Consider the following 15,092-nt stretch of genomic DNA (forward strand, 5'->3'; position numbering starts at 1 on the left):
AACGTCACCTTGCCTGGATCCCCCCCCCTGCTTGTCTGCCGGGAGCTCAGCCTCCGCCTGGGCAACCGCCTCATTCTGGACCGCCTGGATCTCGAGCTGCAGGCCGGCAGTCTGACCGCCCTGCTCGGCCCGAATGGCGCCGGAAAAAGCTCGCTGCTCAAATGCCTGACCGGCGAGCTGGCACATGAGGGAGCCATCGCCCTGTTCGGCCAGAAACGACAGGAGTGGGCCGGCAACGCGCTGGCCCACAGGCTCGGGGTGCTGCCGCAAAGCTCGTCCCTGAGTTTCCCCTTCCTGTGCGAGGAGGTGGTGGCCATGGGGCGACTGCCCCACAGCGAGCCCGCCAGCCGACGCGACGAGATTGTGCGTGCCGCCATGACCCACGCCGGGGTGGATCACCTGACGGGCCGCCTCTACCCCGGCCTCTCAGGCGGGGAGCGCCAGCGGGTGCAGTTCGCCCGGGTGCTGGCCCAGATCTGGCAGGCCCCGGACGAACCGCAGCAAGCGCGGCTGCTGCTGCTCGACGAACCCACCTCGGCCCTCGACCTCAAGTACCAGCACCAGCTGCTTACCATGGCCCGCGCCCTGGCCGGTCGCAACACCGCCGTGCTGGTGGTGCTGCACGACCTCAATCTGGCGGCCCGTTACGCCGATCGGCTGGTGATGCTGGAGCGCGGTCGCCTGATGGCGGACGGCCCCCCGGCCGAGGTGCTCACCCCGGCGCTCATCGCCCGGCTCTACGACTACCCCGCCCAGGTGATCCACCACCCCGAGACGGGACAACCCATGGTGGTGTGATGCCGTTCATCCACCATCCCGAGACGGGGCAGTCCGCCATGGCGGTGTGATACCGGGCGCATCGCCCTCTCAGTCCACGACCATCCCGTACAAGCCATCCACCACCCCGAGACGGGATAACCCATGGTGGTGTGATTGGCCGGCATATTGGTGAGATTCAGAAACAAACAGAGCGCCCTCGGGCGCTCTGTTTGTTTCTGTCTGCGGGTTGGTCAGGCGATCTGGTAGCGGCCCGGCTTGTGATTGAGTGTCAACACCAGGTTACAGATGATGGCGGCCACCACGGAGAGCGCCAGCAGCCAGGGGGAGACCACGAAGAAGGAGGCGACGACGATGGCGCAATCCAGTCCCATCTGCAGCTTGCCTGCCCGGATGCCGAACCTGTCCTGGATGAAGAGCGCCAGGATATTGAAGCCCCCCAGGCTCGCCTTGTGGCGAAACATGATGAGCAACCCCATGCCGATCAGGGTGCCGCCGATGAGCGCCGCGTAGACGGGCTCGATCTTGCCTATCTGCAGCACGGCGTTGAGGTGATCCGTCATGAAGGAGACGGTGGCCACGGCGGCAAAGGTATTGAGGGTGAAGCGCGGCCCCATCCTGAGCCAGGCCAGGGCGTAGAACGGCAGGTTCATGGCGAAGAACAGCAGGCCGAAGCTGATGCCGGTCACCTGCTGCAGCAACAGCGCCAGCCCGGCGGTGCCGCCGGTGAGCAGGCCGACCTGGTGGAACAGGAAGATGCCGAGGGAGACGAAGCCTGCCGCGGTCAGCAGGGCGAGCACATCCTCATAGAGCGGGTGTGCAGAGCGGGGGGTGTTGTCCATAACCGGGTGTCCATGCGAAGTGAAAAGAGTGTCTGCCGCCAGCACTGGCGGTGGCGAGCCCCGTGGATCGGGACTTCGTTTATGACCACAGTGTCCGATTTCAGTGAGCCGGATCACAAGACGGTGGCAGTACGCACCAAAATGGTGCTCGTCAGCCCTGCGTTACAACCCCTGCACCAAGATCAGCCACTCTCCCCCGCGCCACCCTGGCCCCAGGCTGAAAAACCGGACGGATCCCGCTGTTACCGACAATGAATCGTTCTAGAATGGGGCCTCGCAAATCTCTGCCCCCAAGGAGTCGCCGCAGATGAGAGTCGCCGTATTCGGAATAGGTTATGTGGGTCTGGTCCAGGCCGCCGTGCTGGCCGAGATGGGCCACCAGGTGACCTGTGTGGATGTGGATGCCGCCAAGGTCGGCCGGCTGAAAGAAGGCATCATCCCCATCTTCGAACCCGGCCTGGCCCCCATGGTGCAGGCCAACCACCAGGCCGGTCGCCTGCACTTCACCACGGACGTGGCCGAGGGGGTGGGCTTCGCCGAGCTCATCTTCATCGCGGTCGGCACCCCGCCGGATGAGGACGGCTCAGCCGATCTGCAGCACGTGCTGGCGGTGGCGGGCACCATAGGCCGCCTGATGGAAACGGGCAAGGTGGTGGTCAACAAGAGCACGGTACCGGTCGGCACCGCGACCAGGGTGCGTCGGCACATCGAGGCCATCCTGCACGAGCGCGGCGTCTCGCTGCCGCTCGAGGTGGTCTCCAACCCCGAGTTTCTCAAGGAGGGGGCCGCCGTCAGTGACTGCCTGCGACCGGATCGCATCATCATCGGCACCGGCTCGTCCCATGCCTTCGCCTTGCTGGAGGAGCTCTATGCCCCCTTCAACCGCCAGCACGATCGCATCATCCAGATGGATGAGCGCAGCGCCGAGCTGACCAAGTACGCCGCCAACGCCATGCTGGCCACCAAGATCTCCTTCATGAACGAGATGGCCAATCTGGCGGAGAAGCTGGGGGCCGATATCGAGGCGGTGCGCAAGGGCATAGGCGCCGATCCGCGCATCGGCTACCACTTCATCTATCCGGGCTGCGGCTACGGCGGATCCTGCTTCCCGAAGGACGTGAAGGCGCTGATCCACACCGCCAAGGAGGCGGGCTGCGAGGCGCCGCTGCTGCGCTCGGTGGAACAGGTCAACGACAGGCAGAAGCACAGGCTCGCCGAGCGGCTGCACCAGCACTTCGGCGCCGACTTGAGCGGCCGCACCTTCGCGCTCTGGGGGCTCGCCTTCAAGCCCAACACAGACGACATGCGGGAGGCCCCGAGCCGGGTGCTGATGGACGCCATCTGGGCCGCCGGCGGCAGGGTGCAGGCGTACGACCCCGAGGCCATGAAAGAGGCCCAGCACCTCTACGGCCTGCGGGACGACCTGACCCTGTGCGGCACCCAGGAGGCGGCCCTCAAGGGCGCCGATGCCCTGCTCATCTGCACCGAGTGGCAGCAGTTCCGCGCCCCCGACTTCGAGCTGATCCAGCGCACCCTGAAGCAGGCCGTCATCATCGATGGTCGCAACCTCTACGATCCGGCCCGCCTGCACCAGCGCGGCTTCACCTATTACGCCATCGGCCGAGGCGACAGCCTGGAACAGGCGCACGGTCTGGGGCAGCCGCGATGAAGTATCTCGTCACCGGCGCAGCCGGTTTCATCGGCTTTCACCTGGCTGGGCGGCTGTGCGCCGAGGGCCACGAGGTGGTCGGCATCGACAACCTCAACGACTACTACGAGGTGAGCCTGAAGGAGGCGCGCCTCGCGCGGCTCGGCCCCCTGCCCGGTTTTCGCTTCGAGCGCCTCGATCTCGCCGATCGCACCGCCATGGCCGAGCTGTTCGCCCGGGAGCAATTCGAGCGGGTGATCCACCTCGGCGCCCAGGCCGGGGTCCGCTACTCCCTGGACAACCCCTTTGCCTACGCCGACAGCAACCTCACCGGCACCCTGACCGTGCTGGAGGGGTGCCGCCATCACGGGGTACAGCACCTGGTCTACGCCTCGTCCAGCTCGGTCTATGGCCTCAACGAGCAGATGCCGTTCAAGACCACGGACGGAGTGGATCACCCTGTCTCTCTCTACGCGGCGAGCAAGAAGGCGAACGAGCTGATGGCCCACTCCTACTCCCACCTCTACGGTCTGCCCACCACGGGCCTGCGCTTCTTCACCGTCTACGGTCCCTGGGGTCGCCCCGACATGGCGCTGTTCAAGTTCGTGCGCGCCATCCTCAAGGGCGAGCCCATCGACATCTACAACCAGGGCCAGCTCAGCCGGGATTTCACCCATGTGGACGACATCGTGGAGGGGATAGTGCGGGTCGCGGACAGGCCACCGGTCGGCGATGCCAACTGGCAGGGGCAGACGGATGCCAGCCCGGCCCCCTACCGCCTCTTCAACATCGGCAACGGCAGCCCGGTGCGGCTGCTGGACTTCGTGGAGGCCATAGAGACGGCGCTCGGCAAACGGGCGATCCGCAACATGCTGCCCATGCAGCCCGGCGACGTGCTGGCCACCTGGGCCGACACAGAGGCGCTGTTCGAGGCAACCGGCTATCGCCCCAAGGTAGGGTTGACCGAAGGGGTCGAGAGCTTTGTGAAGTGGTACAGGGAGTACTACAGCATCTGACCGCACAGGATCATCCAATAGAAAGGGGCTGCCAATGGCAGCCCCTCTGTTTATCCGGCTTACTCTCCTGCTGTCCGGGCTCAGGGCCCGGGGGCATAGCTGAAGGGCGCTATCTGTGGGCTCAGACCGCGACAGGCCGGCTTGAGGGCCTCAGGCCCGGCCAGCAGCCAGTCGGTGCGGTGGCGGTTGCCGAGGCTCTCCATGCGATCTGCGTCGAAGCAGACCGCCATCAGATCGGCGGCGCCCAGCACCCAGCGACCGGGAGCGGCCGCAATCCAGGCCGCCGCCTCGCGCGCCTGCTCCCCATCCCCCATCAGATAAGGGTAATGCCGCAGGGGCCGTTGGCTGAACAGCAGGTGCTGCTCCTTGAAACCGGCCAGCAGCAGCTCGTTCCCCGCAGGCACCCGCTCCGCCGCCAGCGCCATCACCCCCTCCGGGGTGCGCATGTCGTTGAGCCTCACGCAGATCCAGCTGGAGTAGATGAGCCACCCCACCGCCAGCGAACAGAGGAGGGCACTGAGCGGCGCCCGGCGCAGCAGCGCATTGACCAGCAGCAGCGCCCCTCCCATCGCCAGCAGGGGCAGCCAGGGGGCCGGGCCCAGATCCCCCAGTCTGCTCGCCAGCCTGGCACTGAAGGCCAGCGCCCCCGCCCCGCCCACGCAGATGATCCCCAGCAGCCAGCCGAGTCCACCCAGCAGGCGTGCGGGCCAGACCCTCGCCAGCAGCTCGGCGACGAAGGGAGCCGTCAGCAGGGCCAGCGCCGGCGTCCCCGGCGTGACATAGACGCCGCGCTTGCCCGGCGAGGCCGAGAAGAAGAGGATCACCAGCACCAGGTAACCGAGCAGCAATATGATGCGCCTGTCCTGCCCCTGGATGGCCTTGCGCCATGCCACCACCAGCCAGGGCAGCAGCAGGGAGAGCGGCAGCCAGAATGGCGGGATCACCGAGGTGAGGTAGTACCAGAAGGGTTTGACGTGATGCCAGGCGTTGGCATAGCGGGTCACCGTCTGGCGCAGCAGTATGTTGTCCCGGTAGGCCTGCAGCACGGGATCCCCGCTCTGGGCCACGGCGAGCAACATGGGCACCAGCCAGAGAGCGATGGCCAGCACCATAAAGAGCGGCCCCGCCAGCCCCTTGAGCCAATCGCCCCTGGTGGCGGCGCGGATCTTCTCCCTGTGGGTCCAGACGGCCGGGATCAGGATCAGCAGGGCCAGCAGCCCCACCCCCTTGGTGATGATGCCGAGCCCGGCGGCGAACCAGCCGAGCCAGTACCAGCGCCAACCGCCACCACAGAGCAGGAAGCGGACGAAGCCATAGACCCCCAAGGTGATGAAGAAGGTGACCAGCGCATCGATCTGCGCCGTCTTGGCCTGCAGGGTGAACTGGACAGTAAAGAGCAGCAGCAGACCGGCCATGAAGCCGACCTGTGCGCTCCACAGCCGGCGCCCCAGATCCCACACCAGCGCGATGGTCAGCAGGCCCGCCAGCAGGGAGGGCAGCAGGAAGGCCACCTTGATGGAACCGGTCAGCAGATACCCTATCGCTATCCCCCACATAAACAGGGGGGGCTTGTCCGGGTAGATCTCGCCGCCGCGCATGGGGAAGAGCCACTGGCCGCTCTCCACCATCTCCTTGGCGATCAGGGCGAAGCGCGGCTCGTCGGCGGGCCAGGGATCCCGCAGGCCGAGGCCCGCCCCCAGCACCACCAGGGCGATCAGCAGCAGCCAGCCCAGCGACTCCTGCCTGAGCAGATAACGATCATTTACCATGACGAACCTCATAGTCGTCGACGACCTTGTCCCGCTTCCACCCTCTGTGCTGGATGTCCAGATAGAGGCTGTAGAGGGCGGTAAAGGTGGGGAAGAGGTTCTGCAGCACGCCGACGGAGTCCTGCTTGGGGGAGAAGATGAAGTAGCTGAGCGTCATCAGGCTGCCGAGCACGCTCATGTACCAGAACAGGCGGGGAATGACGGGCCGGCCGGCCCGCTTCGAGGCCAGGAACTGCACCAGCCAGCGCCCGCCGAACATGAGCGCCCCCGTGTAGCCGATAAGCTTCCAGCCGGTGACATGCAGACCCGTCCAGTCAAACCAGGTCAGCTCCATGGAAAGCAGGGCATCGATCATCGCCGCCCTCCCCGGTTCAAACCGCCGACATGGGGGGCGACCTCATCCCGGTCCGGCCAGACCGATGACAACGAAAGCAGGGTGTCCATCACTCCAGCATCTCCCGGATCTCGACCACCTTGGAGCGGCGCTGCAACCACCAGACGCCGACCACGTCCACCAGCCCGACCCAGAGCCGGTTCCAGACGCCGTACTTGGAAACGCCCGCCTGCCGCGGCCTGTGGTTGACCGGCCAGGGAGACATGCGGCCCCCCTGGGCCTGGATCAGGGCCGGGATGTAGCGGTGCATGTGGTTGAAGCCGGGCAGGCGCAGATACCAGTCGCGGCGCACCACCTTGAGGCCGCAGCCGGTATCCGGGATGCCGTCCCGCAGCAGCAGATCGCGAAAACCGTTCGCCAGCCTGGACGAGAGGCGTTTCACCCAGTCATCCCGGCGAGTGACACGGTGGCCGATGAGCCCGACCTGGCTCTTGTCCGCCGCGAAACGGCGCTTGGCCTCCTCCAGCATGGCGGGAATGTCCGCCGGATCGTTCTGGCCGTCGCCGTCCAGCACCACCAGCCAGTCGCCGCGCCCCTGGCGCACCCCGCTCAGCACCGCCATGCTCTGGCCGACGGCCCTGGCGTGGCGCACCACCCGCAGCCTGGTGAAGCGGGACTTCAGCTCGCACAGCAGGGCATAACTGTCATCCTCGCTGCCATCATCCACGTAGATCAATTCGTACTCGTATCCGCCCCCCAGAGCGGCGTCTATTTCACTGATGAGGGGAGCCAGATTGTCCCGTTCATCCTTGGCTGGTACTACGACTGACACATCGACTGAATCACCCATATGAGCTTCCCGACAATGAAAATAATCCAAGGGATCCTGTTGCGCACATCATGAAGAAGGTGGACTGAGCGCCAGAACCCGCACAAATACAAGGTATTACATCATGATGATCGCCGTCTATCACCCGACAACTAACAATCGCATCAACTAAGATGGGCTGCACAACAGCGCGGCCCTGCCCGCACCTCAGGTCGTCACCACCAGCAGGATCTTCCCCCGCCTAAAAGTTCCATATCGTTTTCGTCTCTGATGACCTGACACATAACCACATGTTCCATCGTCTGGCTGGCAGCCACCCCGTGGAGAACCTATATCTTCCGGACAAGCCAACGAGGTAACCATCATGCAGAGACTCTGCGCCTGGGGCTGGGGGCTGCTCCTGCTGTTGACCACGGCATCGGCCCATGCCGATGCATTTCGCCAGGCCCCCAAGGCGATGAGCGCCCTGCGCCAGGGCGCCGCCATGGAGCGCGGCAACCCGAGGCAGGCCATCGCCCACTACTGCACCGCCGCCAGCCTGGGCAACCCGGAAGCCTACTACCGCATCGGTCGCCTGCTGGCTCGCGGTCCTCAAGGGATACGCAACGCGCGCCACGCCAACGCCTACCTGGCCATGGCCATGCGCCTCGGCAATCAGCAGGCCGCCCGCTACTACAACGAACGGGTCGGCAACGCCCCCCTCGGCACCTGTGGCGTCGGTGGCAGCGGAGGCGGCGCGCCCTGGGTGCGGCCCAGCACCCCCTTCGATCAGGACAGCTACCTGGCCCGCCAATCCACGAGCAAGCAGCAGCTGGCCAGCATGATCCGCCAGGCGGCCAAACGTCACAGAGTCAACCCCCAGCTGGCGCTGGCCATCGCCATCGCCGAGTCCAATCTGAACAGCGCCGCCGTCTCCCCCAAGCAGGCGCAGGGGGTCATGCAGCTCATCCCCGAAACCCAGGCCCGTTTCGGCGTGACCCGGCCGTTCGACGCCCGGCAGAACATCCGTGGCGCCATGATCTACCTGAAGTGGCTGGAGAAGCAGTTTGGCCCCGACTGGGTCAGGATCAGCGCCGCCTACAACGCCGGGGAGCAGGCCGTCCTGCGCCACGGCGGCGTGCCCCCCTATCGGGAGACCCAGGAGTACGTGCAGCGGGTGCTCTACTACTCGGGGCAGGATCCGGCCAAGGAGCGCCGGCTGCCACGCTGAGCGCCACCCACCTGCCATCTCATCCGCACGAATCCTATCGGGCCAGGCTTAAGGAAATCTTAAGACAGGGCCCGGCACGCTCCTGTCCGCTGGCGCCTCTCGGCCGCTCGCCAGCCCCCTGGCTCCCCGCTCCCCGGCTTTGCCGCCCCCTCCCCATTGGTTTACAATCGACGGGTTTTTTGGAACCGGGTTGACGGCCCGTCGACCCGGCCCCACCACGACATCAGTCTGTTAATGTCACGACATTAAACTGCTGAAAAGGAAGAGAATTAGCCAATGGCTCAATTTATTTACACCATGAACAGGGTCGGCAAGGTAGTGCCGCCCAAGCGTCATATTCTCAAGAACATCTCCCTCTCCTTCTTCCCGGGCGCCAAGATAGGCGTGCTGGGTCTGAACGGCGCCGGTAAATCCACCCTGCTGCGCATCATGGCGGGCATCGACACCGAGATCGAAGGGGAAGCCCGTCCGCAGCCCGGCATCAAGATCGGCTACCTGCCCCAGGAGCCCAAGCTGGATCCTGAGCAGACGGTGCGCGAGGCGGTCGAAGAGGCGGTCGGCGAGGTGAAACGCGCCATGGCTCGCCTGGACGAGGTCTATGCGGCCTACGCCGATCCGGACGCCGACTTCGACAAGCTGGCCCGCGAGCAGGGCGAGCTGGAGGCCATCATCGCCGCCCAGGGCGGCCACAACATGGAAAACCAGCTGGAGCGCGCGGCCGACGCCCTGCGCCTGCCGGCCTGGGATGCCCAGATCAAGCACCTCTCCGGGGGTGAGCGCCGCCGCGTGGCCCTGTGCCGCCTGTTGCTGGAAAAGCCGGACATGCTGCTGCTGGACGAACCGACCAACCACCTGGATGCGGAATCCGTGGCCTGGCTGGAGCGCTTCCTGCACGACTACGAGGGCACTGTCGTGGCCATCACCCACGACCGCTACTTCCTCGACAACGTGGCGGGCTGGATCCTGGAGCTGGACCGTGGCGAGGGCATCCCCTGGGAAGGCAACTATTCCTCCTGGCTGGAGCAAAAAGACGCCCGTCTGGCCCAGGAAGCCAGCTCCGAAGCGGCCCGTCGCAAGTCCATCGAGAAGGAGCTGGAGTGGGTTCGCCAGAACCCCAAGGGCCGTCAGGCCAAGTCCAAGGCCCGTATGGCGCGCTTCGAGGAGCTCAACACCAACGACTACCAGAAGCGCAACGAGACCAACGAGCTGTTCATTCCGCCCGGACCCCGCCTCGGCGACAAGGTGGTCGAGGTGGCCAACCTCTGCAAGTCCTATGGCGACCGCCAGCTGATCGACGATCTCTCCTTCTCCATTCCGAAGGGCGCCATCGTCGGCATCATTGGCCCGAACGGTGCCGGTAAATCGACCCTGTTCCGCATGATGTCGGGTCAGGAGCAGCCGGACTCCGGTTCCATCACCCTGGGTGACACCGTGGTGCTGGCCTCGGTGGATCAGTTCCGCGACCAGATGAACGACAAGAAGACGGTGTTCGAGGAAGTCGCCGACGGCCAGGATATCCTGCGCATCGGCAACTACGAGTTCCCGAGCCGCGCCTATATCGGCCGCTTCAACTTCAAGGGTTCCGACCAGCAGAAGCGGGTTGGCGAGCTCTCCGGTGGCGAGCGCGGCCGTCTGCACCTGGCCAAGCTGCTGCAGACCGGCGGCAACGTGCTGCTGCTGGACGAACCGACCAACGATCTGGACATCGAAACCCTGCGCGCCCTGGAGAACGCCCTGCTGGAGTTCCCCGGCTGTGCCATGGTCATCTCCCACGACCGCTGGTTCCTCGACCGCATCGCCACCCACATCCTGGACTACCAGGACGAGGGCAAGATCGAGTTCTTCGAGGGCAACTTCACCGAATACGAAGAGTGGAAGAAGAAGACCTATGGCGCCGAGGCCGTCCAGCCGCGCCGCGCCAAGTACAAGCGCATCGCCAAGTAAAGGGAACGATTGGTGCGGCCCGCCGCACCGCGTCCATTGCGACAAGCGAGCTGCATGTGCGGACAAGGGGAGCCCGGGCTCCCCTTTTTATCGCCTCCTGGCTTACAATTCCCCTCCCTACCCTGGCAGCATAGAACCATGACCCAACCCACCACGACCAGACTCACCATCCAGATCCGGATCGAACCCGGCTGTCTGGGTCCGGATGGCAAGCAGCACATCGACACCTTCTGCACCGCGGCCAGCCGGGTCTTTGCCGCCATCGAACCCGGGCGGGTCAGCTGGGTGCTGCTCCCCCGCCACGACAAGCAGTTGCCGGAGCAGGAGTTCCTCATCGAGGGGCGCAAGTTGAGCGAGGCGCAAGCCGGTCTGTTGCTGCAGCGCATGGGCGCGAGTCTGGCTCCCTTGCTGGAGCAGAGCGATGCCGTGCTGAGCCAGCTTATCGAGCGCTACCTGAAGAGCCGTTGATGGCCCCCACAGAGAAGGTTCTATCGAACCCCGTTTTTACCCCTCCAAGGGCAAACGTTTGAATTTTTGCTCTATTCATTGATCCGCCTCGCAGATCCGGGGTTTGTAAACGCCGCCGCCTGTGTGAAAATGTGCGCGCTGTCACGGTATCAGGACGAGTCTGGTCACTTCATCGCCAGAGACAGGGCCCTTCACCCCGCATGGATGGGTGCGGCCCCCTGCTGCTTATTTCACGTTACCCATTGGAATCCAACATGAATCAACCACATCACGCTACCGGGCAGACCGCCAGCCCGGCTGCCGGGCAAGGATTGCTCGAGCGTCTGTTTGCCCTGAAAGGCCACGGCACCACGGCCCGCACCGAGGTCATCGCCGGCATCACCACCTTCCTGACCATGGTCTATATCGTGTTCGTCAACCCGCAGATCCTCTCTGCCGCGGGCATGGACACCCAGGCCGTGTTCGTCACCACCTGCCTCATCGCCGGCATCGGCAGCATCCTGATGGGCCTGCTGGCCAATCTGCCCATCGCCCTGGCACCCGCCATGGGCCTGAACGCCTTCTTCGCCTTCGTGGTGGTGGCCGGCATGGGCTACTCCTGGCAGGTCGGCATGGGCACCATCTTCTGGGGCGCCCTGGGGCTCTTGATCCTCACCCTGCTGCGGGTGCGCTACTGGCTCATCGCCAACATACCGCTCACCCTGCGGGTCGGCATCACCGCCGGCATCGGCCTGCTCATCGCCCTGCTCGGCCTGCACAATGCCGGCATCGTGGTCGCGAGCCCCGCGACCATGGTGACCGTGGGGGATCTCACCTCCCTGCCCTGCCTGCTGGGGCTGCTCGGCTTCTTCCTGATCTGCATCTTCTCCGCCCGCGGCGTGCACTCCGCCGTGCTGATCGCCATCGTGGTCACCACGGCGCTGGGCTGGCTGTTCGGGGATGTCACCTTCAAGGGGTTCGTCTCGGTGCCGCCCAGCATTGCCCCCGTCTTCGGTCAGCTGGATCTGATGGGGTCGCTGGACATCAGCCTTGCCGGGATCATCTTCTCCTTTATGCTGGTCAACCTGTTCGATTCTTCCGGCACCCTGATCGGCGTTACCAACCGCGCCAAGCTGGCCGATGACAGGGGCCACTTCCCGCGCATGAAGCAGGCCCTGGTGGTGGACAGCGTGAGCTCCGTCGGTGGCGCCTTTATGGGCACCTCATCTGTCACGGCTTACATCGAGAGCAGCTCAGGCGTCGCCGTCGGCGGTCGCACCGGTCTGACCGCCATCGTGGTCGGCGTGCTGTTCCTGCTGGCCATCTTCTTCTCCCCGGTCGCCGCCATGGTGCCGGCCTACGCCGCTGCCGGCGCCCTTATCTACGTGGGCGTGCTGATGTGCTCCGAGCTGACCCGGGTGAAGTGGGAAGACCTGACCGAGGCGGTGCCGGCCTTCATGACCGCCGTCATGATGCCGTTCAGCTTCTCCATCACCGAGGGGATCGCCGTGGGCTTCATCTCCTACTGCGTGATGAAGGCGGGCACCGGCCGCTGGCGCGAGATCAACCCCTGCGTGCTGGTGGTCGCCCTGCTGTTCGTGCTCAAGTTCGTCTGGGTCGACAGCCACTGATCCCGACCCGCGCAGACAAAAATGCCCGTCATCGACGGGCATTTTTTTATGGCCGGGGGCCGGCGCAGAATCAACGGATGCCGCGGGCCTCTCGGATCCACTCCCAAGCCTGCTGGATCTCCTGGGCCTTCTCCTTGGCCATCTCCATCATCTCCGGCGGCAGCCCCTTGGCGGCCAGCTTGTCCGGGTGGTGCTTGCTCATCTCCTTGCGATAGGCGCGCTTGATCTCCTGATCGCTGTCGCTCTCGCTCACCCCCAGCAGCTGGTAGGCGTCCTTGAGGCGGTCCCGGGAAGGGGGCTCCTGCCGGTATTGCTGCCCCTGCCCACCGCCCTGCTGCTGGCGATGGAAGAAGTTCATCTGGGCCTCGGCCATCGCCAGGATCCGTGCCAGCTCGATGCGGCTGAAGCCCAGCTCGTCAGCGATGGTCTGCAGGATGGCGCGCTCGTTGGCCTCCACCTTGCCATCGGCAAAGGCGGCCTGCAGCTGCACCTCGAGGAAGAAGCGCAGGATGTCCCGCTGCCCCTGGCTCGCCTGGCGAAACTCCGCCAGGGTGTCCCGCAGCGGGAAGTCGCTCTCCTTGCCCTGACGGAAGGACTCCTGGGCCCGCACCCGCTGCTCGCCAGAGAGGCGCATCCTGTCCATCAGGTTGGAGGCGACCCGGATCTCGTGCTCCGTGACCTGGCCGCTCGCCTTGGCGATGTGGCCCATGACGGCGAAGGTGGCGTGGAAGAAGACCGCCTGTTGCTGCTGGCTGGGGGCGCGGCGGAAACTCATGCCCATGCCCCGATCGAAACGGTGGCCTATCCAGAGGCCGAGCAGGGCACCGAAGATGTTGCCGAGCAGAAAACCGAAGAAGGCGCCAAGCACCTTACCCCAAATACGCATGGTTCAAGACCTCGTGATGTTAGTGAGTGCCAGCAAGCAGTTGCTCATCCAGCGCGCGCAGCCGCTCCACGGTGCCGATGTCGCGCCACTCGCCGGCGAGCAGGCTGCCGCCGACCCGGCCCAGCGCCATCCATTCCCGCAACAGGGGCGCCAGCTTGCGGGCGCCAGAGGGGAGGCCGGCAAAGGCAGAGGGGTGGTAGAGGCCCACGCCGCTGAAGGTGAGGGCAGGTGCGTCCAGCACTCTCCCCCCTTGCAAGGAGAAGTCCCCCTGCGGGTGCTGGGGTGGATTGGGCACCAGCCAGAGGTGGGCCAGATCCTCCCCCAGGGGCTGGCGCACCAGGGTGGCATAGTCGGCATCTATCCAGGTGTCGCCGTTGATCACCAGGAAGGGGTCGCTGCCGAGCAACGGCAGCGCCTGCACTATGCCGCCTGCGGTCTCGAGCGCGCTCTCCTCTGCCGACCAGCGGATAGCCACGCCGTACTGGCTGCCATCGCCGAGGGCTTCCACCAGCTTGTGGCCGAGCCAGGCGTGGTTGATGACAAGCTCGCTTACCCCGGCGCTCTTGAGCTTCTCGATGTGGTGCACGATGAGCGGCTTGCCCCCCACCGCCAGCAGCGGCTTGGGCAGGCTGTCGGTGAGCGGGCGCATCCGCTCGCCGCGACCGGCGGCCAGGATCATCGCCTTCATGACGCCACTCCGGTGCGGGCCAGCCCGGGCAGTACCACCTGTTCCAGCCACTGGCCAAAGCGGGCCAGCACCGGGTAGGTCGCGCCATGGCTGCGGCAGACATCCACCACATAGCCCAGGGTGCGGGGGATGTCCTTGAGGTAGCTGGATTTGCCGTCGCGATGGCAGAGGCGGGTGAAGATCCCCGCCGCCTTGAGGTGGCGCTGCATGCCGGTGAGGTCGGCGTGGCGGCGGAAGCTGGCATAGTCGAGCCCGCCGAGCAGCCCCGCCTGGCTCAGCACCTCGAAGCCATGACCCATGCCCTGCTCGATGACCTCGTCAGGCCAGCGCACGTAGCAGTCTTTCAGCAGGGAGACCAGGTCGTAGCTGAGCGGCCCCGTGACCATGTCCTGGAAGTCGATGATGGCGAGTTCGCTCTCGCCCGGGGTCTGCCCACCACACACCATCAGGTTGCGGCTGTGGAAGTCCCGGTGCATCACCCCCTGGGGCTGGGCCAGGTTGTTCGCGGTGAGGCAGGCGAAGGTCTCCGCCAGCAGTTGCTCTTCCTGGGCGCTCAGCGTCAACTGCAGGTGGTGGCCCAGCAGCCACTCGGGGAAAATGCTGTTCTCCCGCGCCATGAAGGCCTCATCGAAGGGCTCGAGCGCCAGCGCGACCGCCCCCAGCCTCGGCAGCAGGGCGATGGCCTTGCCGTACCAGGCCAGCACGTTGTCATCGTTCAGGCAGCCGATGAGCTGGGTATCCCCGAGATCCGTCACCGCCAGCAGCCCCTGCTCGTAGTCCACCGCCCTCACCTCGGGCGCCAGCAGCCCAACGGCATGCAGGGCGGCAGCATTGCGAACGAATTCATGATTTTTTTCGGTTTTCGGATTAGCATCCACCCACACCAGACCGCCACCACGGAAGTAGCGGCGAAAACTGGCGTCACCGGAAATGAGGGTCAACGGGAGGTTGGCGTCACCGGAAATCCGGCGTGCCCATTGCAAAAGCAGGGAAGCGCGATCGTGCATGAGTCGGGAACCAAATTGGAAAGCAGCACTTGGTTGTTAGCCCTGGCCGCAATAATGCTTTATC

At 65.3% G+C, this 15,092-nt stretch carries 14 protein-coding genes; 7 read left to right on the forward strand and 7 right to left on the reverse strand.

Features of this window, described 5'->3' with window-relative positions; translation table 11 throughout:
* Nucleotides 1-9: 9 nt before the first annotated feature.
* A complete protein-coding gene (locus AB5Y72_RS09250; RefSeq protein ID WP_202211643.1) occupies nt 10-798 on the forward strand; it encodes a heme ABC transporter ATP-binding protein in 789 nt (262 codons plus the stop codon).
* Between the two features lie 212 nt (nt 799-1,010).
* Here AB5Y72_RS09250 and AB5Y72_RS09255 read toward each other — a convergent pair whose 3' ends face one another.
* Nucleotides 1,011-1,619 (reverse strand): YitT family protein, encoded by a 609-nt coding sequence (locus AB5Y72_RS09255; protein WP_202211644.1) that lies wholly within the window; start codon nt 1,617-1,619, stop codon nt 1,011-1,013.
* 307 nt (nt 1,620-1,926) lie between these two features.
* Between AB5Y72_RS09255 and AB5Y72_RS09260 the strand changes: the two genes are divergently transcribed.
* The gene (locus AB5Y72_RS09260) at nt 1,927-3,288 is read left to right on the forward strand and encodes a UDP-glucose/GDP-mannose dehydrogenase family protein (RefSeq protein ID WP_202211645.1); all 1,362 of its coding nucleotides are present in this window, start codon (nt 1,927-1,929) and stop codon (nt 3,286-3,288) included.
* Entirely contained in the window at nt 3,285-4,283 is a 999-nt protein-coding gene (locus AB5Y72_RS09265) for an NAD-dependent epimerase (RefSeq protein WP_202211646.1), read from the forward strand. Before AB5Y72_RS09260 ends, AB5Y72_RS09265 begins: the two co-directional genes overlap by 4 nt.
* Before the next feature lie 80 nt (nt 4,284-4,363).
* On the opposite strand, the gene AB5Y72_RS09270 is transcribed toward AB5Y72_RS09265, so the two are convergent.
* The 3 genes from AB5Y72_RS09270 to AB5Y72_RS09280 form a co-directional block, all read right to left on the reverse strand.
* Nucleotides 4,364-6,052, reverse strand: coding sequence for a glycosyltransferase family 39 protein (locus tag AB5Y72_RS09270; RefSeq protein WP_325781875.1), 1,689 nt, complete (start codon nt 6,050-6,052; stop codon nt 4,364-4,366).
* A complete protein-coding gene (locus AB5Y72_RS09275; protein ID WP_042075006.1) occupies nt 6,042-6,407 on the reverse strand; it encodes a lipid-A-disaccharide synthase N-terminal domain-containing protein in 366 nt (121 codons plus the stop codon). Before AB5Y72_RS09275 ends, AB5Y72_RS09270 begins: the two co-directional genes overlap by 11 nt.
* Nucleotides 6,408-6,495: 88 nt before the next feature.
* Nucleotides 6,496-7,218: a glycosyltransferase family 2 protein gene (locus AB5Y72_RS09280; RefSeq protein ID WP_325781874.1), complete on the reverse strand. Its 723-nt coding sequence runs from the start codon at nt 7,216-7,218 to the stop codon at nt 6,496-6,498.
* Between the two features lie 361 nt (nt 7,219-7,579).
* On the opposite strand from AB5Y72_RS09280, the gene AB5Y72_RS09285 reads away from it, so the two are divergent.
* From AB5Y72_RS09285 to AB5Y72_RS09300, 4 genes are all read left to right on the forward strand, one after another.
* On the forward strand, nt 7,580-8,425 hold the full coding sequence (locus AB5Y72_RS09285; RefSeq protein ID WP_042075010.1) for a lytic transglycosylase domain-containing protein: 846 nt from the start codon (nt 7,580-7,582) through the stop codon (nt 8,423-8,425).
* A gap of 276 nt (nt 8,426-8,701) precedes the next feature.
* Complete coding sequence (gene ettA / locus AB5Y72_RS09290) at nt 8,702-10,369, forward strand: energy-dependent translational throttle protein EttA (RefSeq protein WP_043152583.1); 1,668 nt, start codon at nt 8,702-8,704, stop codon at nt 10,367-10,369.
* A gap of 138 nt (nt 10,370-10,507) precedes the next feature.
* A complete protein-coding gene (locus AB5Y72_RS09295) occupies nt 10,508-10,837 on the forward strand; it encodes a hypothetical protein (protein ID WP_042074228.1) in 330 nt (109 codons plus the stop codon).
* A 254-nt stretch (nt 10,838-11,091) separates the two neighbouring features.
* Complete coding sequence (locus tag AB5Y72_RS09300; RefSeq protein ID WP_042074230.1) at nt 11,092-12,447, forward strand: NCS2 family permease; 1,356 nt, start codon at nt 11,092-11,094, stop codon at nt 12,445-12,447.
* Between the two features lie 70 nt (nt 12,448-12,517).
* Here AB5Y72_RS09300 and djlA read toward each other — a convergent pair whose 3' ends face one another.
* The 3 genes from djlA to AB5Y72_RS09315 are packed head-to-tail and all read right to left on the reverse strand — an operon-like array spanning nt 12,518 to nt 15,028.
* Entirely contained in the window at nt 12,518-13,333 is an 816-nt protein-coding gene (djlA, locus tag AB5Y72_RS09305; protein ID WP_042074232.1) for a co-chaperone DjlA, read from the reverse strand.
* Nucleotides 13,334-13,352: 19 nt separating this feature from the next.
* Nucleotides 13,353-14,021 carry an N-acetylmuramate alpha-1-phosphate uridylyltransferase MurU gene (murU, locus tag AB5Y72_RS09310; protein ID WP_219142747.1) on the reverse strand — a complete coding sequence of 223 codons (669 nt, stop codon included), beginning with the start codon at nt 14,019-14,021 and terminating at the stop codon, nt 13,353-13,355.
* Nucleotides 14,018-15,028 carry an aminoglycoside phosphotransferase family protein gene (locus tag AB5Y72_RS09315; protein ID WP_202211650.1) on the reverse strand — a complete coding sequence of 337 codons (1,011 nt, stop codon included), beginning with the start codon at nt 15,026-15,028 and terminating at the stop codon, nt 14,018-14,020. Before AB5Y72_RS09315 ends, murU begins: the two co-directional genes overlap by 4 nt.
* Nucleotides 15,029-15,092 lie beyond the last annotated feature (64 nt).

Source organism: Aeromonas sp. R7-4, assembly GCF_040908055.1.
Lineage (GTDB): Bacteria > Pseudomonadota > Gammaproteobacteria > Enterobacterales > Aeromonadaceae > Aeromonas > Aeromonas sanarellii.